This is a genomic window from Nannocystis pusilla, from assembly GCF_026626665.1.
GTDB classification, from domain to species: Bacteria; Myxococcota_A; Polyangia; order Nannocystales; family Nannocystaceae; genus Nannocystis; species Nannocystis pusilla.
Genome location: NZ_JAPNKE010000002.1, coordinates 7,790,483 through 7,811,562, shown reverse-complemented (window position 1 = coordinate 7,811,562; position 21,080 = coordinate 7,790,483). Strand labels below are relative to the sequence as shown.

Below are 21,080 nucleotides of genomic sequence, written 5' to 3'. Positions count from 1 at the left end.
AGGGACGCGCTGCGGGGCCTTCTTGCAGCCCGGTGCGGCCAGGACGGTGGCGGTGACGAGGGCGGCGGCGAGGGCGACGTGGCGAGGCATGGAGCGTGCGTACCGTAGCAGGTGGGCGCGCTGGACGCATGCGCGGGCTCACGGCTTCACGGCGAGGGCGCGGCCCTGGGACGAGAATTCTCAGGAGCGAGCGGGCGTGACGACAATCATCGTCGGCGCGGACGAGCGGACGTCGCGGGGCGCGGACACGGTCGCGGACAGGCGCGCGGCATTGCGAGGGCGGGGGGTTGCCCTATCCTCCGCCGCGTCATGACGATCCGCCTGGGAATCAACGGAATGGGCCGCATCGGGCGGCTCGTGCTTCGACACGCGCTCGCGCGGAGCGCCGACTTCGCTGGCTCGGGGGCCGTGCGCAAGGGGCCGGCGATGCAAGTGGTCGCCGCCAACGACCTCGCCGACGCCGACGAGCTGGCCTACCTGCTCGGCCACGACTCGGTGCATCGCTACCAGCTGCCGAAGGCCCGCGCGGAGGGCGGCGCGCTGCACCTCGGCGATGGATCGATCTCCCTGTTCAAGGAGCGCGATCCGGCGAAGATCCCCTGGGCCGACCACGGCGTCGACATCGTCATCGAGGCGACCGGCAAGTTCACCACCGGCGAGCAGATGGCCGGCCACCGCGCCAATCCGAACGGGCCGTCGCACGTCATCCTCGCCGCGCCCGGCAAGAACGTCGACAAGACGCTGGTCGTCGGCGTCAACGAGGAGTCGTTCGACCCGGCGAAGGACCGCCTGGTGTCCAACGCGAGCTGCACGACCAACGCGCTGACGCCGGTGCTCGCGGTGCTCGACCGCGTGTTCGGGGTCAAGTGGGGCCTGGTCGGCACGACGCACGCGTACACGGCCGGGCAGGGCCTGGTCGACGGCCTCGCCGGCAAGGACCTCCGCCGCGGCCGCGCAGCGCCGATCAACATCGTGCCGACATCGACCGGCGCGGCCAAGGCCATCTCCGAGGTGCTGCCCAACCTCAAGGGCAAGTGCGACGGCACGGCGGTGCGCGTGCCGGTGGTCGACGGCTCGCTGTACGACGTGGTCTGCCAGCTCGAGGGCGAGCCGGCCCTGGCCCGCGTGATCGAGGCGCTGCGCGAGGCGGCCGCCACCGAGGCGCTCCGCGGCGTGCTCGACGTCCGCAAGGAGGCGCTGGTGTCGAGCGACATCCTCGGCGACCCGCACTCGAGCATCGTCGACGTCGACGCGTGCATGGGCCTCGGGGCGCTGGTGAAGATCGTCGGCTGGTACGACAACGAATGGGGCTACTCGGGCCGCGTGCTCGACCTCGCGGCGATCGCCGGCAACTGGATCGTCGCCAATCGCGGCAAGAAGAGCTGAGCCGCGGTGAGCAATCAGGAGGGCTCCGTCTCGCCGAGGCGGAGCCCTTCAGCGCGCCGTGAATCGCAGGCGCCGCGGGTCCTGACGCTGGTCGGCGACGAGCAGGATCAGGATGTGGTCGGCGCAGATCTGGTAGTAAATGGCCAGATAGAATCGTCGGTCCACGATTCGGCGAATCGGTGCACGCCACGTGGGATACGCGCCGGGGAATGCACGGACTCGGCGGAGGAGCTCGGCGATCGTGCGTTCCAGTGACGGACTCTCGGCTGGCCGCCGAACTCGCGGTAGTATCGCCGGACGCGCTCGAGGTGCGGCAGAGCGAGCGCAGACATGCGGATCGGGAGCGCGGCCATGTCGCCGGAGAAGATAGCGGTCGGCGCAGATGGCGCGCATTTCGCGCATTTTTCCTATCCGAGCCGCCCGCAGTGCGGAGAAGCTGCTATAGAGAGGGCATGGGCTCCCGCGCCAAGTCCCCCACGCCTCGCATCGAGCCTCCGGAGGAGCCCGTTCCGTCCGAGCAGACACTCGCGGAGTACCAGGCCGCCTGGGAGGACGAGGTGTCGAGGCTCGCGGAGGAGCAAGCAGAGGCCGTCCCTTCCGAGCAGGAGCTCGCCGAGAACGAGGCCGCGTGGGAAGAAGAGGTGCTGCGGATCGCCAAGGAGCACGAGGAAGGGCGCGCGGAGTCCATCCCGTGGGAGCAGGTGCGGGCGCAGCTGTTCGGCGAGCGCAGCTAGGTCGTCGTGCGATTCGAGCGCGGCGCGGCGCTCGGCGACGCGGGCGCATTCGCTGTCTCTCGGGACAGGCCGTGAGAGCTCGGTCTTGCGAGGCAGTCCGGGGACGGCCGAAGCGCGCGGCGGTATTTGCTGTCCCGAGGGACAGGCCGTGAGAGGGCGAGGCTCGGTCGCGCGAGGTAGTCCGGGAACGACGAGTTATGCTGTCCCCTGTATGACGCAGCGGGCGACCTCTGCCGCTCCCAGGCGGCGTGTGACCGCATTTGCTGTCCCGAAGGACAGGCCGTGAGAGGGCGAGCGTCCGGGCGTTCGAGCGACCGGCCCGCTCCTCCGCGGGGCACGCCTCAGGCCGGCGGGAAGACCTTGCCCGGATTCAGGATGTTCTGCGGGTCCCAGGCGCGCTTGAGGGCGAGCTGGAGGGCGCGGAGCTCGGGCGGCTGCTCCAGCGGCATGTACGGGCGCTTGCTGAGGCCGATGCCGTGTTCGCCGGAGAGGGTGCCGCCGAGGGCGATGGTGGCGGCGAACAGGTCGGCGACGCAGCGGTCGACGCGTTCGCCGATGTCGCTGCTGGCCTTTGGGTCATACAAGAAATTGACGTGGAGGTTGCCGTCGCCGGCGTGGCCGAAGCTGGCGACGTCGACGCGGTGACGCGCGCCGATCTCCCGGGCCGCGGCGGCGAGGTCGGGCAGGCGCGCCAGCGGGACCGCCACGTCCTCGCTGATCTTCTTCGGCCAGTGCGCGCGCAGGGTGTGGCTGAGGGCGCGGCGGACGTCCCACAACGCGTCGCGCGTGGCGGCGTCGGTGGCCTGCGCGACCGCCAGCGCCCCGGCCTCGCGGCACAGGTCGGCGGCGCGCAGCAAGGCGCGGTCGAGGCCGGCGCCGTCGCCGTCGAGCTCGACCCATAGCAGGGCCCGCGCGCCGGGCGGCAGCTCGACGGCCAGGGTGCCGCTGCGCGCGAGTAACTCGGTACATGTCCGATCGGCCAGCTCGAGCGCGGCCGGGGCGACGCCGCCGGTGAGGCAGCGGTGGACCGCGTCGCAAGCGGCGGCCTCGTCGGCGAACGAGGCCAGCAAGGTGACGGCGAACGGCGGGCGCGGGATGAGGCGCAGGACGCAGCGGGTGATGAGGCCGAGGGTGCCCTCGGAGCCGACCAGCAGACCGGCGAGGTTGTAGCCGGTGACGCCCTTGATCGAGCGGTGGCCGACCTCGTGGCTGACGCCGGTGCCGTCGACGACGTCGAGGCCGAGGACGAAGTTGCCGGTGACGCCGTACTTGCACGCCCGCGGGCCGCCGGCGTTGGTGGCCACGTTGCCGCCGACGCTGCAGATCTTCAGGCTCGCGGGGTCGGGCGGATAGAACAGGCCGCGCGCCTCGACGGCGCGGTGGAGCTCGCCGGTGAGGACGCCGGGCTCGACGATCGCCAGCATGCTGCGCTCGTCGATGTCGACGATCGAGCGCAGACCGCCGAGGTCGAGGACGACGCCGCCGTGGTCGGCGAGGCAGCCGCCGACGGTGCCGGTGCCGGCGCCGCGCGGGCTCAGCGGGACGCCGAGCGCGTGGCACAGGCGGACCAGCGGCGCGACCTCGGCGCGCTCGCGCGGACGCACGACCAGGCCCGGCATGAACGGACCCTCGGCGCCGTCGTCGCGGGCGTAGGGCTCACGCTCGCGGACGACGATGTCGGAGCCGAGCTCGGCGCAGATCCGCTCGTGCAGCGCGGCGAGGTCGAGGACGGCCATGGTCCGCGACGTGCCGCGCTAGACGGAGAACGAGCTGCCGCAGCCGCAGGAGCCGGTGGTGTTGGGGTTGTTGAACTTGAACCCCGCGCCCTGCAGGCCCTCGACGTAGTCGATGCTGGTGCCCATCAGGTACATGAAGCTCATCTGATCGCAGACGAGCTTGACGCCCTGACTCTCGAAGTGGTTGTCGCCTTCGACGGGCTCGTCGAAGTAGAGGTCGTATTGAAAGCCGGCGCAGCCGCCGCCCATGACCTTGACGCGCAGGGCGTAGGTGCTCTCGATCGCCTCGGTCTCGCGGATCTCGCGGATCTTCGCGGCGGCGGTCTCGGTGACCTCGAGGGCGCCCGTCATCTGCGGGTCGTGGGCTTCGTGCTGGGTCGGCGTCGCGGGCGCGGTCTCGGTGGCTGCAGACATCAGGGCTCCCAAAGTTGACGTTCGGGTAGGATGGTGCGCTGGCCCGTGCGGGTCAAGTCTGCGGCCCTGCACGGTCGGGTGCGGCAGGCCACGCAGCCGCGAGTTCGTCGCTCGTCGCAGCGGCTCGGGTGCTGCCATTGCTGCCGCGTTCGCGGGCGATGCAGCGCGCCGTCCGAAGGCCTCCACGCGAGTCGCGACGTGGCGGTGGCAAGTAAAGTGAAATCCTTCACCCACGCAGCGTGGCCAGGTGAGAATGGGCGGCAGGGCGGTGTTTGACAGCGACGGCGACCTTCCCCTACCGTGGCGATGCGGCAGTTTGCCGCAGCCGCACGAAGTCGGCCGGAGCACGGAGAACGCATGCGACGAACCCACGCCACCACCCTCACGCTCCTCTCGTTCGCGCTGGTCGCGGGCGCGCTTCCCGCCTGCGGCGAGGGCCGCCAGGAGATGCTCGAGCGGGAGATGGAGTACGCGAAGGCGGGCCGCAAGGACGACAAGGGCGTCCCGATCCCGGAGATCCCGCCGGACGAGATGCGGGAGGCGCTGCGGCCGCTGCTGACCCAGATCTACTCGAACACCGAGCGCCTGCCCGACGTGACCGAGGGCGACGTCGAGCCGACCGACGGCCGCAACTACGTGCTGCAGCCGGGCGTGCTGGCGGTGGTGACGGTCAAGAAGGGCCTCACCAAGGCCGACAAGGCGCGGGCGATCATCCTCGGGGTGGCCGAGGCCGACGCGTGGACGTTCCGCAAGAACGCGCGCAAGGAGTTCGCGCTGCAGGTCGAGAAGCTCAAGTACAGCTTCGGCGACGACACCAAGGCGAAGGTGCTCGACGCGTACCCCCACCTCAAGCTGCTCAGCTTCTTCGGCTCGCCCGAGGCCGACAAGGCGCTCGGCGAGCTGTCGGGCGACGCCAAGAGCACGGCCGAGGCGATGCGCAAGGAGTACACCGAGGGCAAGCAGGACATCTGGAAGAAGTGGCTGGGCGTCAAGATGTACGCCCGCCGCCTGGTCGGCCAGGACGAGCCGTTCCGCAGCGTGCTGAAGAAGATCGCCAAGGACTTCGGCCAGGAGGAGGTGCCGCCGAAGCCGTTCAAGGAGTCGGTCGACGCGCCGTTCAAGGCCTGGGCCGAGGCGATCGAGAAGGACGAGAAGCTGCTGACGATGCTCACCAACTACAAGGAGCTGCGCGACCGCGTCGACTTCCTCGGCGAGGCGCACACGCTGTGGGCGATCGAGGGCTCGAAGCTGGTGCCCGAGCGGGCCAAGGGCGTGGCGATCGACAAGAAGCTCGGCTACGGCTTCTTCCGCGAGGACCTCGGCGGCGGCTACAACGACCTCGTGTTCGTGTTCAGCAAGAAGCTCGGCGGCAACGAGCTCAAGCGGGCGTTCCTCCACTCGTTCCTGTTCCGCCAGCTGCTCACCGACTTCCAGCTGCTGTCGACCGCCGGCACCGACTTCGCCAAGCGCGGCCCGGACGGCCAGGTCGACATCGGCACCGCCACGGTGCCCGACAAGTACGACCCGCTGTACGCCAGCTGCGGCGGGTCGGCGGCGCTCGAGACGATGCTTTACAGCTTCAACGACGAGTTCCCGCTGCTGAGCGGGGTGCCGTCGAAGGTCAAGGACTCCGAGGCGGCCCTCAAGGTCGCCCACAAGTGCGTCGTCGACGGGGCCGCCGGGGACATCAAGATCCCGGCCAAGAACGACGAGTTCGACACCGAAGGCCCCGCGCCGGCGTCGCGCCTGGCCCTGTTCCAGATGCTCGCCCGCTTCGAGAACATCAAGGTCAACACGGCCGTCCTCGCCGGCGACCAGCGCACGGCCGAGGACGACGCGATCGACGACGGCGAGAAGCTGCTCAAGCAGCTCAAGGCCGAGGCCGACGCGAAGAAGAAAGACTAGCTGTCCCGCAGGACAGGTCGCTCCGTGGAGCGCACGAGACCTCGCCCCGGCGGGGTCTCGGCAATTCTCGGGGAGGCGCGCGTCGAATCGGACGCCGGCGAGCCGCCCGGCTCATGAGATGTCCCGAGCGACGCTCGCGCGGAGCCGGCGAGCTTGCGGCGCCTCCGGACGTCGCGCTCCGAGATCCGCACGATGTCCCGAGGGACATCTGCGGCGATCATAGATTCGCCAGAGTCTCGCCGGCGTCGGCGAGCGAGCGGGCGTGGCTGTGGATGTCGCGCCACAGGTCGCCGACGTCCCACAGGCGCTCGCGGACGTTGCGGACGTGCCAGCGGCGGGCGTCGAGCTCGGGGTCGTCGAGCTCGTCCCAGCCGATCGGGACGGCCACGGGGGCGCAGGGAGGGCGCGAGCGCTGTACGGGGCGACGGTGGTCTGGGCCTGGCCGTTGCGCAGGTAGTCGACGAACACCCGGTCGCCGCGCTTCTTCTTGTTGATGTCCATGGTGAAGCGCGCGGGGTCGGTGGCGACCAGGTACTGCGCGACCTTGCGGGCGAACTCGCTGACGCCGTCGCAGTCGAGCTCGCGGTGGATCGGCGCGACCACGTGGAGGCCGCGCGAGCCGGTGGTCTTGACGAACGGGACCAGGCCGAGCGCCGGGAACAGGTCGCGCAGCAGGCGAGCGCCGTGGCGGACCTTGGCGAAGTCGTCGTCGCTCGGGTCGAGGTCGATGATCACCATGTCCGGCCGGTCGAGGCTGTCGCGGTGGACGTGACAGGTGTGGAACACCAGGCAGTTCTGGCTGGCGAGGAAGACCAGCGCGGGCGCGTTGTCGGCCACGGCGTAGACGGTCTCGCCGCTGTGGCTGGCGAGGGTGAGGCGGTGGACGTAGGCCGGGAAGTGCTCCTGCGCGGCTTTTGAAAGTAGCCGCGGGCGGCGATGCCGGACGGGAAGCAGTGCAGGGTCAGCGGCCGGCCGGTCAGGTGCGGGACCATGAAGGGGGCGACGTCGCGGTAGTAGGTGACGAGGTCGCCCTTGCCGATCTGCTCGTCAGGATAGAGCAGCTTGTTCGGGTGCGTGACCTCGATGCTCTCGCCGTCGACCTCGACTGTCGTGATGCCCTTGGCCACCGCCCGCTCCCCCGTGAGGCCTGCATGCTGCCTCGAACGAGCCGGCGACGCCACGCGCGCAGGCGCGCTCGCCGGGGCGCGGATGCGCGCGCAGGCGCGATCTGGCGGATCGGGCAGGTGACCGCATCGGGCCTTCGAGGCGGTCATATCAATGGTTCTTGGGACATGTCACGCGGGACATGTCATCCAGGCGCGGCGGCCGGCCCGCTGCCGGCGTGAGCGCGGCGTCACTGGCGGCCTGCGCGATCGCGCTACCCTTGCCTGCATGCGGCACATCGTCCTGATCCCGTGGTTGGCCGTCGCGGCGGCCGGGTGCAACTACGAGAGCGGCGGAGGGACCGCGCCCGCGACGGACTCGGCGGTGATGACGGACGGCGTCGAGGCGACGGCCGGCGACGGGACGAGCACGACGCTCGGCGCGACGGGCTCGGCGACCGGGGCGACGACGGAGGTGGCGGTGAGCTACTGCCACGGCTTTCAGGCCGCGGCCGGGGCGCCGTTCCTGTCGCTGTACATCGTCGGCGGCGAGCTGCTGACCGACGGCGCACAGTGGCCGATCGAGTGCAGCGAGGGGCGGTGGATGTTCGGGCTCTACCCGTCGCTGGGCGGCTGGGACCCGCACGCCGACCAGGTGCGGCTCACGGTCGAGGTCGATGTCGAGGGCTATGAGCTGGACAGCGAGCACCACTTCTTCAGCGACGAGGTCGACTATCACATCGGCTGCGACAACCCGTGGGCCGGGCTCATCGGGGTCGCGCCGGTGTACCTGCCCGAGGGCGTGAGCGAGCCGGGGCAGCTCGACGGCAAGCCGGCGAAGGTGCTCGTGACCGTGCTCGCGGGCGACATGGAGCTGCGCGCCGAGGCGTCGGTGACGCTGTCGGCGCCGCCGGACGTGCTGCTGCAGGGCTGCACGTCCCCGTGAGGGGTTGACGCGGCCGGCGCGATCGGTCATCCCACCCCGGTGTCGAGCAGGCGAGGCCTCGTGCGCGCGCTCAGCGTGGCGCCGATGATGGAGTGGACCGACCGCCACTTCCGCTGGCTGGTGCGCCAGATCAGCCGGCGGGCGCTGCTCTACACGGAGATGGTGACGACGGGCGCGGCGCTGCACGGGGAGCGAGAGATCGTGCTCGGCTTCGACCCGTCGGAGGGGCCGCTGGCGCTCCAGCTCGGCGGCGACGACCCGCAGGCGCTGGCCGAGTGCGCGCGGATCGCCGAGGGCATGGGCTACGACGAGGTCAACCTCAACGTCGGCTGCCCCAGCGACCGCGTGCAGGGCGGGAACTTCGGGGCATGTCTGATGAGACAGCCGAGCCGCGTGGCCGCGTGCGTGGCGGCGATGCGGGCGGCGGTGTCGCTGCCGGTGACGGTGAAGCACCGGATCGGCGTCGACGGGCGCGAGCGCTACGAGGACATGCTCGAGTTCGTCGACGCGGTGGCGGCGGAGGGCTGCGACCGCTTCACGGTGCACGCGCGGATCGCCATCCTCGCCGGACTGTCGCCCAAGGAGAACCGCACGGTGCCGCCGCTGCGCTACCCCGAGGTGTACCGGCTCAAGGCCGAGCGGCCGGGGCTGGTCGTCGAGATCAACGGCGGGGTGCGCTCGCTCGACGCGGCGGCCGAGCACATGCGCGCGGGGGTCGACGCGGTGATGATCGGCCGCGCGGCCTATGAAGATCCGTACTGCTTCGCCGAGGTCGACCGCCGGTTCTTCGGCGAGACCGAGGCGCCGCCGAGCCGCTTCGAGGTGGCCCGCCGCTACGCCGAGCACGCCGACGCGCACCTGCGGGCGTACCCGCGGCGCAAGGCCTCGGCGGTGCTGCGGCACGTGCTGGGGCTGTTCACCGGCCAGCCGGGGGCGCGCGAGTTCAGGCGGATCCTCAGCGAGACCCGCGACGAGCGGCCGCCCTCCGTGCGCATGGAGGCGGCGCTCACGGCGGTGCGGCGGGCGCACGAGCGGATCGCCGAGCACCGCGCGGCCGCCGGGTCGTGACGGGAGGTCGCTGATGCGGGCGATGGCGCAGCGGAGCTGGGCGCAGGACGAGCCGCTGGAGCTGATGGAGCTGCCGACGCCGGCGCCGCGGCGCGAAGCTGGTGGTGCAGGTGCAGGCGATCGGGGTCAATCCGGTCGACTGGAAGATGCGCACGCGCGGGCCGCTGCGGCTGGCGGCGCGGCTCGTCGGGCCGCGGCCGCCGGTGGTGTTCGGGGTCGACTTCGCCGGGGTGGTGACTGCGGTCGGCGAGGGGGCGCGGGTGCAAGTCGGCGATCGCGTGGTCGGCGGGACCAACTTCGCCCGCAAGCAGCGCGGCAGCTACGCCGACGCCGTGGTGGTCCGCGACGACCAGGTGGCGGTGTTGCCCGCCGACTTCGACATGATCGTCGCGGGGGCGCTGCCGGTCGCGGGCGTGACCGCGTACATGTGCGTGAGCGAGGTCGGGCGGCTGCAGGCGGGCCAGCGGGCGCTGGTGCTCGGGGCCTCCGGCGGGGTCGGCCAGCTCGCGGTCCAGTTCGCGCGGTACGTCGGCGGCAGCGCGGTCGGGGTGTGTTCGACGCGGAACGTCGAGCTGGTGCGCTCGCTCGGGGCCGCGGCGGTGATCGACTACACGCAGGGCGATCCGCTGGCCCAGGCGCGGGCGCACGGGCCGTTTCACCTGGTGGTCGATTGCGCCGGCGGCTACGCGGGGGCGGCTTGCCGCGCGCTGCTCGAGCGGAGCGGGCGGCACGTGATGATCGCCAACGAGTCGGTCGGCGAGACGCTGAACGTGCTGGTGCCGCCGTTCGCTTCGAAGAGCGTGCTCGGACGGCCGACGCGGCCGCGGCTCGAGGCGGTGGTCGCGGCGGTGGCGAGCGGGGCGGTGAAGGTCCGCGTCGAGGCGACGCTGCCGCTGACGCAGGCGGAGCGGGCGCTCGAGCGCAGTCGGGGCGGGCGGCTGACGGGCAAGCTGGTGCTGCTGCCGTGAGGCGCCGAGGCCGTCACGAGGAGCGATGTCCTCGCGGACAGGTCCTCAGAGACATGTCATGAGGATGTACTTTGGGCAATGTCCTTATGGACATTGCTCTTGGGTCATGCCTGGTGTTCCGGCGTGGCGGTCGGCTGGGCCGCGCCGTAGGCGGCGAGGAACACGTGGACGGCGCGCTGGACGGTGGCGACGATCGCCGGCTCGAGCGGGTCGGGGAGGACGCCGAACTGCGAGCGGACCGCGAGGTCGCCCTTGCACAGGAGGAAGAACTGGACCCCGGCGGCGTGGACGTCGGGGAGGTTCAGGGCGCCGAGGTCGTGCCAGCGGCGCAGGTACTCGGCCATCGCCGCGTGCATCGCCGCGGGGCCGCGCTCGAACAGCAGCGCGCCGAGCTCGGGGAAGCGATCGATCTCGGCCGAGGTGTTGCGGTAGAGGGCGACGATCGCGGGTGCGAGGAACAGCGACACCAGGTGCTCGCCGACCGCCTGGAGCGCCGGGGCGATCTCTCCGTCCGGTTCGCTGCGCAGCAGTTGCAGCGAAGTGCGTCGCGCAGCTCGTCGGCCTCCTCGGAGAAACAGGCGACGAACAGCGTCTTCTTGTCGTTGAAGTGGTTGTAGACGGTCGCCTTCGACACGCCTGCGCGGGATGCGACCTGGTCGACGCTGGCCCGCTCGAAGCCCATCTCCGCGAACACTTCGCGTGCGCCGGCCAGGATCTGGCGCCGCTTGGGGAGTGCTCCAAACCGCACGGGCGCGCCGACTTGTCGGGGTGAGTCATCGAACACGATTAAACTGAACGGTACAGTCTTGACCGTCAAGCACCCGCAGAGCATTGTTTGGAAGGTCGCGGCCGACGCCGCGCAATTCGCTCCATGCTCGCGTCCCGGCTCTTCCCCCTGGTCTTGCTCGCGCTCGTGGCCTGCGGCTCGCCCGGGTCGGCAGCGGCCCCGAAGTCGGCCCCGGGGCCGGTCGAGGTCGCCGTGCTGACGCTGGCCCCCACCCCCGTGACCCTGACCCGCGAGCTGCCGGGGCGGGTCTCGGCGCTGCGCGTCGCCGAGGTGCGAGCGCGGGTCAGCGGGGTCGTCGAGAAGCGGCTGTTCGAAGAGGGCAGCGACGTGAAGGAGGGCCAGGCGCTGTACCGCATCGAGGCGGCGCCGTACGAGGCCAGCCTGAAGTCGGCCCAGGCCAGCCTGCGGCGGGCCCAGTCGGGGTTCGCCTCGGCGCAGGACATCGCCAAGCGCGACGAGGAATTGATGAGCGTCGCCGGGGCGGTCAGCGCCGAGACGGCGGAGCGCTCGACGGCGACGCTGCGGTCGGTCGAGGCCGACATCGCGGCCGGCAAGGCGGCGGTGCAGACGGCCAAGATCAACCTCGGCTACACGACCGTGACCGCGCCGGTGAGCGGGCGGATCGGTCGCTCCGTGGTGACCGAGGGCGCCTACGTGCAGGCGTCGCCGGCGACGCTGATGGCGACCATCCAGCAGATGGACAAGGTCTACGTCGACGTGACGCAGTCGACGACCGAGCTGCAGCGGCTGCGCCGCGAGCTCGAGAGCGACACGCTGCGCCCGGCCGGAGCGGCGACGACGGTGACGCTGCTGCTCGAGGACGGCAGCAAGTACAGCGAGACGGGCACGCTCGAGTTCACCGACGTCACGGTGGAGCCCGGGACCGGCTCGGTGGTGCTGCGCGCGGTGTTCCCCAACCCGCGCGGAGAGCTGCTGCCGGGGATGTTCGTGCGGGCCCGCATCGACCAGGGCGAGGACCCGGCCGCCCTGCTGGTGCCGCAGCGCGCGGTGACCCGCGACACCCGCGGGCAGGCGTGGGCGATGGTGGTCGGCGCCGAGAACAAGGTCGAGCGGCGCAAGCTGGTCGCCGACCGCGTGGTCGGCAACGCCTGGCGCGTGACGTCGGGGCTGTTCGCCGGCGAGCAAGTGATCGTCGACGGGCTGCAGAAGATCCGCCCGGGCGCGCAGGTCACGACCGTGGCCGCGCCGCCCGAAGACAACGCGGGCCCCGGCGGCGCGCCGCCCGAGGCGGTGGCCGGGTCGACCGATCCGAAGAACGATCCCGCGAGCGAGGCCAAGGCCGCGACGCCGGCCGGCGAGGGCAAGGCGGCGGGCGAGCAACCCGCGACGCCGGCCGCCGCGAGCGAGGGCGCCGCGACGCCGGCCCCTGCGAGCGAGGGCAAGGCCGCGGTCGGGTCCGCCGCCAAGCAATAGGAGTCGCGCGTGTCCAGGTTCTTCATCGATCGGCCGATCTTCGCCATCGTCCTGGCGATCCTCGTCGTGCTCGTCGGCGGGCTGGCGATCGTGTCCTTGCCGATCGCGCAGTACCCCGCGATCGCGCCGCCGACGATCTCGGTGAGCGCGAGCTACCCGGGCGGCTCGGCCAAGACGCTCGAGGACACCGTCACGCAGGTCATCGAGCAGCGCATGGTCGGCCTCGACGGGCTGCGCTTCGTGTCGTCGTCGAGCGACGCGACCGGCTCGGCCCAGCTCACCCTGACCTTCGAGCCGGGCACCGATCCCGACATCGCCCAGGTGCAGGTGCAGAACAAGCTGCAGCTGGCGATGCCGCAGCTGCCGCAGGAGGTCCAGCGCCAGGGCGTGCGCGTCGTCAAGTCGGCCAGCAACTTCCTGCTGATCGCCGGCTTCGTGTCGATGGACGGCAGCATGACCCGCAACGACATCGCCGACTACGTGGTGTCGGCGCTGCAGGACCCGATCAGCCGCGTCCCCGGCGTCGGCGACGTGCAGGCGTTCGGCTCGCAGTACGCGATGCGGATCTGGCTGAACCCCGACAAGCTCATCTCGTACAAGATGACGCCGCTCGACGTGAGCGCGGCGATCCAGGCCCAGAACGCGCAGGTGTCGGCCGGGCAGTTCGGCGGCCTGCCGCAGGTCAAGGGCCAGCAGCTCAACGCGACGATCACGGCGCAGACGCGCCTGCAGACGGCGGAGGAGTTCGGGGCGATCTTCCTGCGCGTCAACCCCGACGGCTCGCAGGTGCGGCTGCGCGACGTGGCCCGCGTCGAGCTCGCGGGCGAGAGCTTCGACGTCGAGGCTTTACAACGGCAAGCCGACGGCGGCGATGGGCATCCGCCTGGCGGTGGGTGCCAACGCGCTCAACACCGCCGACGCGATCCGGGCCCGCCTCGGCGAGCTCGAGGCCTTCTTCCCGCCAGGGCTCAAGACGGTCTATCCGGTCGACACCACCCCGTTCGTGAAGATCTCGATCAAGGAGGTCATCAAGACGCTGGCCGAGGCGATCGTGCTGGTGTTCGCGGTGATGTACCTGTTCCTGCAGAGCTTCCGCGCGACGCTGATCCCGACGCTCGCGGTGCCGGTGGTGCTGATGGGCACGTTCGCGGTGCTGGCGGCGTTCGGCTACAGCATCAACACCCTGACGATGTTCGGCATGGTGCTGGCGATCGGCCTTTTGGTCGACGACGCGATCGTGGTGGTCGAGAACGTCGAGCGCATCATGCACGACACCGGCCTCGAGCCGCGCGAGGCGACGCGGCGGTCGATGGACCAGATCACCGGGGCGCTGATCGGCATCGCGCTGGTGCTGGCGACGGTGTTCATCCCGATGGCGTTCTTCGCCGGCTCGGTCGGCACCATCTATCGTCAGTTCTCGATCACCATCGTGTCCTCGATGGCGCTGTCGGTCGCGGTGGCGCTGACGCTGACGCCGGCCCTGTGCGCGACGCTGCTGAAGCCCGGGCACGGGCCGGCCACGCGCGGCTTCTTCGGCATGTTCAACCGCGGCTACGAGCGCACCAGCTCGCTCTACCACCGCGGCCTGGCCTGGCTGCTGCGCTGGCGCAAGACGGCCATGCTGGGGTTCCTGGCCCTGACGGCCGGGGTCGGGCTCGGCTTCATGCGCATGCCGACCGGCTTCTTGCCGGAGGAGGACCAGGGCTCGATCACGGTGCAGGTGCTGCTGCCGCCGGGCTCGACGATGGAGCGCACGCGCGTGATCATGGCCCAGCTCAGCGACTACTTCCTGCAGCAGGAGGGCGACGCGGTCGAGTCGGTGCTGTCGATCTCCGGCTTCGGCTTCAGCGGCCGCGGCCAGAACTCGGGCCTCGCGTTCATCCGCCTGCGCGACTGGAAGGAGCGCGAGAAGCCGGAGCTGAAGGCCAGCGCGGTGTCGCGGCGGGCCTCGATGGCGTTCAGCAAGATCAAGGAGGCGACGGTGTTCGCGTTCGTGCCGCCGGCGATCTCCGAGCTCGGCAACGCGACCGGCTTCCAGCTGCAGCTGCAGGACCGCGCGGGGCTCGGGCACGAGGCCTTGATGGCGGCGCGCGACCAGCTGCTCGACCTGGCGATGAAGGAGCCGTCGCTGACGAAGGTGCGCCAGGGCGGGCTCGACGACACGCCGCAGTACAAGATCGACGTCGACCGCGAGAAGGCGGCGGCGCTCGGCGTCGCCCTGTCCGACATCAACGCGACGCTGGCCGCGACCTGGGGCGGGGTCTACGTCAACGACTTCCTCGACCTCGGGCGCACCAAGCGGGTGTACATGCAAGGCGACGCGCCGTACCGCATGCAGCCCGACGACATCAGCCGCTGGTACGTGCGCAACAGGAACGGCGAGATGGTGCCCTTCTCGGCGTTCGCCAGCGGCAACTGGACCTACGGCTCGCCCAAGCTCGACCGCTTCGGCGGCTACCCGACGATCCTCATCCAGGGCGAGGCGGCGCCGGGCTTCAGCTCGGGCGACGCGATGGCCACGCTCGAGCGCCTGATGACGCAGATGCCGACCGGCATCGGCCACGAGTGGTCGGGCCTGTCGTACGAGGAGCGGATGTCGGGCGCCGGGGCGATGATGCTGTACGCGTTGTCGCTCCTGGTGGTGTTCCTGTGCCTCGCCGCGCTGTACGAGAGCTGGTCGATCCCGATCGCCGTGCTCCTCGGCGTCCCGCTCGGGGTCGGCGGCGCGGTGTCGACGACGCTGCTGTTCGGGTTCGCCAACGACGTCTACTTCCAGGTCGGCCTGCTGACGACGATCGGCCTGTCGGCCAAGAACGCGATCCTCATCGTCGAGTTCGCCAAGGAGCTGCGCGAGCACGGCAAGAGCGGGGTCGAGGCCGCGCTCGAGGCCGCCCGCGAGCGCCTGCGACCGATCTTGATGACCTCGCTGGCGTTCGGCCTCGGCGTGCTGCCGCTCGCGCTGTCGGCCGGCGCCGGCGCCGGGGCGCAGAACGCCATCGGCGTGGCGGTGCTCGGCGGCGTCACCACCGGTACGTTCCTCGGCATCGCCATGGTGCCGGTGTTCTACGTGGTGATCGCCCGCCGCGACCCGCCGCCGCGCACGGTCGCGCAGGTGCCCGCGCCGGTGAAGGAGCCGCCGCATTCGGGCATGGTCTGAGGGGGCATGTCCATGAGGACATGCTCTCAAGGATAGGTCGACCGTCGACCGCGCCGCCGCCTCACCCGCCCTCGCAGGCGAGGTCGACCGCGGCCCTCAGGTCGTCGCAGCCGGTCTGCATCTCGAACTCCGGGCACGGCAGGTCGACGAGGCAGGCGTACCACTCCTCCAGGGCCGAACCGCAGGGGGGCCCATATAGTAGGAGTAGATGTTGACGCCGTACTGGCACATGCCGGCGTAGGCGGGCAGCGGCATGCCGTAGCACTCCTCCTGCTTGGCGGCGAAGGCGACGCAGCCCGCGCTCGGTTCGGGGTAGCACTGCCCGGACGCGGCGAACTCGTCGGCGCACAGGTCCTCCTGCTCGCACGGGCTGGCCCCCAGGCAGTCGTAGAGGGCGTCCTGCAGGGCGAGGCAAGTGGGGCCGAAGATCGCCGCGACGCGGGTGCGGGTCATCGCGCAATAGGCGTACAGCTCGGCCTCCGTGCTCATCGATTCGGGGGAGCACTTGAGGCTGTAGGCGACATAGCCCGCGCAGGCCGTCTCGGCGCCGGCCGTCTCGCCGGTGCTGGTGGTGGGCCCAGTGGTGGGCTCGCCGGTGGTCGTGGTCGTCGCGCTCGAGGTGCCGTCGGTGGCGCCGTCGGTCGTGCTGGTGGTACCGCCGGTCGGGTCGGTGGTGCCGTCAGTGTCGTCCGTGGTGTTGCCGCCGCCCTTCGGGTTGCAGGCGAGCGGCAGGGTCCCGAGCGAGAACAGGAAGGCGAGGCTGCGGTAAGCCGAGGACTCCATAGGAGGCGCAATGTATCGCGTCCACGGGGCCGAGCGCCGGTGCAGCCGCACGGGCTCGCGCGGGGTCGCCGGGCGACAATGAAGATGAATCACGGTTTTTAGCCCGTAGGGTGCATGACTGAAGAGCTCGGTCGTGCGGCTCGCTCCGGAGCGGCGACTGCCGGCCGCGGGGCCGATCCGAGGACGTCGAGGGGCTCGGCGCGGTGGCGACCGCGAGGCGAGCGAGTGGCGGCGAAGGCGACGCAGCGCTCGTGCGGCCCGCAGCTTCACCCGCGCGGCGTCACCGGCCGCCGCCGCAGGCCATGGCGAGCCCCGCCTCCTGGACGTCGCAGCCGCTGCCCATCTCGAATTCGGGGCACGGCAATTCGGTCAGGCAAGCATAATACTCCTCGAGCGCCTCGCCGCACGCCGGGCCGGCGTAGTAGATTTGACTGTTGACATACACCTGACAGGTACCGGCGGCGTATTCGGGCACTGGCTGGCCGTAACACTCGGCCTCCTTGGCGCTGTAGGCGATACAGCTGGCGCCGGCCTCCGGCAGGCAGGCGTAGGCGATGTCCGTCTCGGCGCCGCAGACCGGCCCGTCCTGACATTCCGCGGTCTCCATGCATTCGAAGGCGGCGTCGTGCAAGACGAGGCAGGTCGGGCCGTAGAAGGCTTCGAGCTGGCGCCGGAGCGTCGTGCACTGGGCGTAGAACTGGTCCTCGAGGCCCGCGGCGTCGGGGTCGCAGCGGAGGTAATAGTCGACGTACGACTGGCAGGGGCCGCCGGCGCCGGTCGTGCCGCCCGGGTCGGTGGTGCCGACGGAATCAGTGGCGCCGGTGCTGCCGTCGGTGGTGCCGGCGGTGGCCGGCCCGGAGCTCATGCCGTCGGTGGGCGTGGCCGGCGTGCCGTCGGTGGTGCCGCGGGTCGGGTCGGTGCCGCCGGCGCTGCCGTCGGTCGTGTCGGCGTCCTTGGGGCCGCAGGCGATCGGTAAGGTCCCGAGCGAGAACAAGAAGGCGAGGCTGCGATAGGCGGAAGATTCCATAGATCTTCACTGTATCGCGTCTCCGATGCGGGCGCTCGCCTTATGGCGAGACGGCCCGGGGGCTCTCGGCGATCGTGTGCGAGCGCGGTGAGGCCGATGAGTACGCTGTTTCGAGAGCGAGCTCGTCTCTTCATGTCTCATCAGACAGGTCGCGTCGGCGCGAGTCGGGCGACGAAGCTCGCTGCCAGGGGCTCCAGGAGGCGGCGTACGCGATCGCGCGCTACGTGACTGTCTTGAGAGACAGATGGCTCGATGGCTTCACCGCGGCGGCGCGACCCGGCGCGCGCAGCTCGGCGAGGATGTCGGTGGTCTCGGCGCTGCGCTTCAGGCCCGCGAGGCGCAGGCGCATGTCGCGGGTCAGGACGCGGGCGACGATCGGCTCGACCACCGGGGCGGTGAGCCGCGGGCGGGTGGCGAAGTTGTAGCGGAACACCACGCGGGTGCGGTCCGCGGCCAGCGGTTCAAATAGCCATGCGCCCGAGAACTGTCTGAAGAGCCATGGCCCATCGGTCATCTTCATGGCGACCTGCTCGGGCGCCTTCACCGTGATGTACTCGACCTCCATCGCCAGACCGTTGCGCGCGCGGACCCATACGCGCACGCCGACGGCCGCCTCGCCGGCGCCGCCGCGGAACCTCATCTCTCTTAAAGGGGTCCCAGCGCAGGCGCAGGTCGTAGTCCTGAGCCAGCGCGAACAGGTCGGCCTGGGGAGCGGCGATCTCGAGCTCGGCGGCGATCGTCGGCATGGCGCGCGCCAGCGTAGCGCGGAGCGAGGCGCGAGGGGACGCCGGTCGCGAGCGCGTGGACCGGAGGCCTCGCGTCGAAGGGGCTGGGTTCGCGGACGGCCAGTCGATGGGCCAGGGCCGCTGCGCGGCGCTAGCGAGCTCGTCAGGCGCGGCGGCGCAGGCGGGCGACGCGGCGCTCCTCGAGCTGGAACAGACCGACGCCGGTGAGGACGATCGCGCCGCCGGTGAGGGTGAGCGTACCCAGTTGCTCGCTGCGGTAGATGCTGCCGAGGACGACGGCGATCGGCGGCGTGATGAGGGCGACGAGGGCCATGAGGGTGGCGCTCAATCGCTTGAGGAGGCCGTAGTAGATCATGAAGGTGACGATCGAGCCCATCAGCGCGAGGTAGGCGATGGAGAGCACGACGGTGGAGTTCCAGGGGAACGGGCGCGACCACTCGCCGGCGATGCCGGCGACCACGAGCAGGACGAGGCTGCCGACGAGCATGCCGGCGCCGCTGAGGAACACCGTGGGCACGTCCTTGCCGTCGCGCTTGATCATGACCTGCGGGTAGCCCTGCACGAGCACGGAGCAGGTGACGATGGCGACGCCGAGCGCGGTGTCGGGTCCGAGCTCGCGCAGGCTGCCGTAGGACAGCAGGGCGAGGCCGGAGAAGCCGAGGACGATGGCGAGCAGCTTGGCGAGGGTGAGCCGCTCGCCGAGGAGGAAGTGGGCGAGGACGGCGACCCAGAACGGGAAGAAGCCGAAGGTCAGCGAGCCGAGGCTCGAGGGGATCCACATCGCCGCGACGTAGGTGGCGCCGTAGCCGAAGCCGAAGCTGAGCAGGCCGACGAGGAGCGCGAGGCGCCAGGCGGTGCGGTCGCGGAAGGAGGCGGGGGCCATGATCCGCGCGGCCGGGAGGAGCAGCGCGGCCGCGATGGCGAACCGCAGCGAGGCGCCCAGCAGCGGCGGCATGCCGGCGTCGAGGCCGAGCTTGATCGCCAGCCAGGTCGAACCCCAGATGAGGCACAGCAAGATGTAGCCGACGACCGCCACTGCGCGGCGAGTATAGCGGGGCGTCCGCGCGGACGAACCGCCGCGCCCGGCGCCGGCCCGGCGCGAGCGCACGCGCGAGCGCGGGCGTGAGCCGAGAATGAAGTGTCCTTCAGGACATGTCCCCAGAGCGCGGGCGACGGGCGATCGTCCGGACGCGGACGCCCGAGGGACGCGGCCGGTCTCGATCACCCGCGGCCGCGACCCCGCGTCCGCTCAGGCGCGGACTTTCTTGGCGGTCTTCTTGGCCGGCGCGGCCTTGGTGACCTTCTTGGCCGGCGCGGCCGAGGCGACCTTCTTGGCGGCCTTCTTGGCGACGACCGGTCCGGCCGCCTCGCCGGCGGCCGTGGGGGCGAGGCGGATCTGCCCGCGCACGCGGTAGAAGCCGCCGCTGCCCGACAGCTCGAGGCCGTCGACGAGGTAGCGCGTGCCCGGCGTGCGGATGTCGCGCGGGAACTGGACGTTGAAGTCCTCGTTGAAGCCCGGCGACAGCGGCCGCACGCGCACCTTGCCGCCCTCCTCGACGCACTCGACGAGCACGCCCGCGGCCCCGGCGGCGGCCTGCGGCAGGGCCTGGCCGACGGTGGCGACCTGGACGCTGCGCTCGGCCTTGACGAGCTTGAGGTCGGGCACCTTGCCCTCGCGCGCCTGGGCGATCGCGGCCTCGCTGACGTCGATGCAGGCGAAGGCGCCGTCGCCGGTGACGATGTAGAGCTTGTCGGCGTGGTACTGCATCGACAGCGCGGAGCCGCAGGTGGTGTCGAGCTTCCACAGGCGGGTGCCGGCGCGGTCGAAGCAATACACCGAGGAGGCGTTGTCGCCGGCGAACACGTACTTGCCGCCGGGCGCGGCGGCGCACGAGAACACGCTGTCGTCGCACTTGTAGCGTCGACCAGGTACGCCGGCTTTTGAAAACACTTCGACGTGGTCGCTGGTGGTGCCGGCGTAGACCTCGGTGTCCTCCTGCCAGCCGAACAGGACGCTGCCCTCGGTCTTCTTGGCCCACAGCTTCTTGCCGGTCCAGTCGTAGGCGGTGACGCCGTCGGCGTGGCCGTGGTAGATGCCGGCGCCGTCGCAGCGGACCATCCAGCCGCCGCTCGTGTAGCTCTTCTTGGCCCACAGCTTGTCGCAGTCGTGGTCGAGGACGGTGACCTGGCCGTCGTTGCTGCTGACCGCGAGCGAGCCGTCGTGGATGTCGAGCCACAGGATGTTGACGTCTTCGCTGATCTCGTAGGCCTCGAAGGGCTGGGCGCCGGAGAGGTCGTAGACCTTGCCGTCCTGGCAGCCGCAGTAGAGCCACTGGCCGTCGCGCACGAGGCTCATGACACCCTCGGGGACCTTCATGCGCCGCACGACCTTGCCCTCGTGGTCGAGCGCGGAGATCTGGCCGTCGTCGTCGCCGACCCAGCACAGCTCGTCGTCGACGAAGACGCCGAAGGCGCGGTCACCGCTGTCGTAGCGCCAGAGCACCGGGGCGCGGGTGGTGCCGGCCTTGGCCGCCCGGCTGGTGGTGACCGGCCGCTCGGTCACCGCGCGCTTCTTGCGGACGCCCTGGACCGCCGCGGCGTAGCCCTTTTGATCTTGCCCTGGATGGCTTTCTGCGCCTCCTTCTGGGCCTCGGCAGGGGTCGCGTAGCTCTTGCTCTGGGCCTGTCCGGCGTCGCCGATCCGCCCGTAGCGGATGCTTACCTGCTTGCCGCTGACGATGACCTCGTAAAACTTGTGCGAGCCGCCGCCCTCTTCGGACAGCTCGAGATACGTCCGCTCGTCGCTCATCGCGTACTCCTGAGTCCATGCCAAAGGTACACCGTCGCTCCCCAGCCCGCGGCTCGCGGGCCTGCGCGCGGACCTGCG

14 protein-coding genes and 4 pseudogenes are annotated in these 21,080 nt (G+C 71.1%); 8 read left to right on the top strand and 10 right to left on the bottom strand.

Features of this window, described 5'->3' with window-relative positions:
- Positions 1-309: 309 nt before the first annotated feature.
- Together OV079_RS34340 and OV079_RS34335 are read left to right on the top strand one after the other, a co-directional pair.
- Positions 310-1,386: a type I glyceraldehyde-3-phosphate dehydrogenase gene (locus OV079_RS34340; RefSeq protein ID WP_267773569.1), complete on the top strand. Its 1,077-nt coding sequence runs from the start codon at positions 310-312 to the stop codon at positions 1,384-1,386.
- 452 nt (positions 1,387-1,838) lie between these two features.
- Positions 1,839-2,120 (top strand): hypothetical protein, encoded by a 282-nt coding sequence (locus tag OV079_RS34335; RefSeq protein ID WP_267773568.1) that lies wholly within the window; start codon positions 1,839-1,841, stop codon positions 2,118-2,120.
- A 341-nt stretch (positions 2,121-2,461) separates the two neighbouring features.
- Here the strand turns inward: OV079_RS34335 and OV079_RS34330 are convergent, their stop codons facing one another.
- Both OV079_RS34330 and erpA read right to left on the bottom strand, forming a co-directional pair.
- The gene (locus OV079_RS34330) at positions 2,462-3,856 is read right to left on the bottom strand and encodes an FAD-binding oxidoreductase (RefSeq protein ID WP_267773566.1); all 1,395 of its coding nucleotides are present in this window, start codon (positions 3,854-3,856) and stop codon (positions 2,462-2,464) included.
- A gap of 18 nt (positions 3,857-3,874) precedes the next feature.
- Positions 3,875-4,270: an iron-sulfur cluster insertion protein ErpA gene (erpA, locus tag OV079_RS34325; RefSeq protein WP_267773565.1), complete on the bottom strand. Its 396-nt coding sequence runs from the start codon at positions 4,268-4,270 to the stop codon at positions 3,875-3,877.
- Between the two features lie 357 nt (positions 4,271-4,627).
- Here erpA and OV079_RS34320 point away from each other — a divergent pair, with 357 nt between their 5' ends.
- Positions 4,628-6,175 (top strand): hypothetical protein, encoded by a 1,548-nt coding sequence (locus OV079_RS34320; protein WP_267773563.1) that lies wholly within the window; start codon positions 4,628-4,630, stop codon positions 6,173-6,175.
- A gap of 111 nt (positions 6,176-6,286) precedes the next feature.
- Here OV079_RS34320 and ligD read toward each other — a convergent pair.
- A pseudogene (gene ligD / locus OV079_RS34315) lies at positions 6,287-7,167 on the bottom strand (non-homologous end-joining DNA ligase LigD).
- A gap of 400 nt (positions 7,168-7,567) precedes the next feature.
- On the opposite strand from ligD, the gene OV079_RS34305 reads away from it, so the two are divergent.
- The 3 genes from OV079_RS34305 to OV079_RS34295 all read left to right on the top strand — a co-directional run bounded on the left by OV079_RS34305 (position 7,568) and on the right by OV079_RS34295 (position 10,260).
- The gene (locus tag OV079_RS34305; RefSeq protein WP_267773559.1) at positions 7,568-8,224 is read left to right on the top strand and encodes a hypothetical protein; all 657 of its coding nucleotides are present in this window, start codon (positions 7,568-7,570) and stop codon (positions 8,222-8,224) included.
- 39 nt (positions 8,225-8,263) lie between these two features.
- On the top strand, positions 8,264-9,292 hold the full coding sequence (gene dusA, locus OV079_RS34300) for a tRNA dihydrouridine(20/20a) synthase DusA (protein ID WP_267773558.1): 1,029 nt from the start codon (positions 8,264-8,266) through the stop codon (positions 9,290-9,292).
- Between the two features lie 101 nt (positions 9,293-9,393).
- Entirely contained in the window at positions 9,394-10,260 is an 867-nt protein-coding gene (locus OV079_RS34295) for an NAD(P)-dependent alcohol dehydrogenase (RefSeq protein WP_267773557.1), read from the top strand.
- Between the two features lie 104 nt (positions 10,261-10,364).
- On the opposite strand, the gene OV079_RS34290 is transcribed toward OV079_RS34295, so the two are convergent.
- Positions 10,365-10,727 carry a TetR/AcrR family transcriptional regulator C-terminal domain-containing protein gene (locus tag OV079_RS34290; protein WP_267773556.1) on the bottom strand — a complete coding sequence of 121 codons (363 nt, stop codon included), beginning with the start codon at positions 10,725-10,727 and terminating at the stop codon, positions 10,365-10,367.
- 167 nt (positions 10,728-10,894) lie between these two features.
- Positions 10,895-10,942: pseudogene (locus tag OV079_RS59105) on the bottom strand (hypothetical protein); the annotation flags it as partial.
- A gap of 189 nt (positions 10,943-11,131) precedes the next feature.
- On the opposite strand from OV079_RS59105, the gene OV079_RS34285 reads away from it, so the two are divergent.
- Together OV079_RS34285 and OV079_RS34280 are read left to right on the top strand one after the other, a co-directional pair.
- Positions 11,132-12,481, top strand: coding sequence for an efflux RND transporter periplasmic adaptor subunit (locus tag OV079_RS34285; protein ID WP_267773555.1), 1,350 nt, complete (start codon positions 11,132-11,134; stop codon positions 12,479-12,481).
- A 9-nt stretch (positions 12,482-12,490) separates the two neighbouring features.
- A pseudogene (locus OV079_RS34280) lies at positions 12,491-15,638 on the top strand (efflux RND transporter permease subunit).
- Between the two features lie 96 nt (positions 15,639-15,734).
- On the opposite strand, the gene OV079_RS34275 reads toward OV079_RS34280, so the two are convergent.
- The 5 genes and pseudogenes from OV079_RS34275 to OV079_RS34255 all read right to left on the bottom strand — a co-directional run.
- Positions 15,735-16,421 (bottom strand): hypothetical protein, encoded by a 687-nt coding sequence (locus OV079_RS34275; protein WP_267773554.1) that lies wholly within the window; start codon positions 16,419-16,421, stop codon positions 15,735-15,737.
- Positions 16,422-16,701: 280 nt separating this feature from the next.
- Positions 16,702-17,448, bottom strand: coding sequence for a hypothetical protein (locus tag OV079_RS34270; protein ID WP_267773553.1), 747 nt, complete (start codon positions 17,446-17,448; stop codon positions 16,702-16,704).
- A gap of 220 nt (positions 17,449-17,668) precedes the next feature.
- A complete protein-coding gene (locus OV079_RS34265; protein ID WP_267773551.1) occupies positions 17,669-18,088 on the bottom strand; it encodes an SRPBCC family protein in 420 nt (139 codons plus the stop codon).
- A 248-nt stretch (positions 18,089-18,336) separates the two neighbouring features.
- The gene (locus OV079_RS34260) at positions 18,337-19,230 is read right to left on the bottom strand and encodes a DMT family transporter (protein WP_267773549.1); all 894 of its coding nucleotides are present in this window, start codon (positions 19,228-19,230) and stop codon (positions 18,337-18,339) included.
- Positions 19,231-19,584: 354 nt separating this feature from the next.
- Positions 19,585-21,002: pseudogene (locus OV079_RS34255) on the bottom strand (WGR domain-containing protein); the annotation flags it as partial.
- Positions 21,003-21,080 lie beyond the last annotated feature (78 nt).